Source organism: Dyella sp. ASV21, from assembly GCF_016428975.1.
Classification (GTDB): Bacteria; Pseudomonadota; Gammaproteobacteria; order Xanthomonadales; family Rhodanobacteraceae; genus Dyella.
Genome location: NZ_JAELTT010000243.1, coordinates 1 through 393, shown reverse-complemented (window position 1 = coordinate 393; position 393 = coordinate 1). Strand labels below are relative to the sequence as shown.

Below are 393 nucleotides of genomic sequence, written 5' to 3'. Positions count from 1 at the left end.
CCCCCCCCCCCCCCCCCCCCCCCCCCCCCCCCCCCCCCCCCCCCCCCCCCTTTTTCCCGCATCACACGCCACCCGAGATTCGGTCACGGGTCTCGTGGGCTCGGAGATGTGTATAAAAGACAGGTAATCCTTCTGCTGCGCGACCAGGGCCAGGCCCAGCCCCGTATTGCCGGCCGTGCCTTCCACCAGCGTATCGCCCGGGCGGATTTTGCCGGCACGCTCGGCGCCCTCGATCATGGATAAGCCAATACCTGTCTCTTATACACATCTCCGAGCCCACGAGACCCGTGACCGAATCTCGGTGTCCGGCGTGGGCGTGAAAAAGGGGGGGGGGGGGGGGGGGGGGGGGGGGGGGGGGGGGGGGGGGGGGGGGGGGGGGGGGGGGGGGGGGGG

The 393-nt window shown here is 72.5% G+C and carries 1 protein-coding gene; it reads left to right on the top strand.

Translation table 11 applies throughout. The features are described from left to right. The first annotated feature begins 108 nt into the window (after positions 1–108). The gene (locus JHD67_RS22700) at positions 109–243 is read left to right on the top strand and encodes a hypothetical protein (RefSeq protein ID WP_255557466.1); all 135 of its coding nucleotides are present in this window, start codon (positions 109–111) and stop codon (positions 241–243) included. Positions 244–393: the final 150 nt, after the last annotated feature.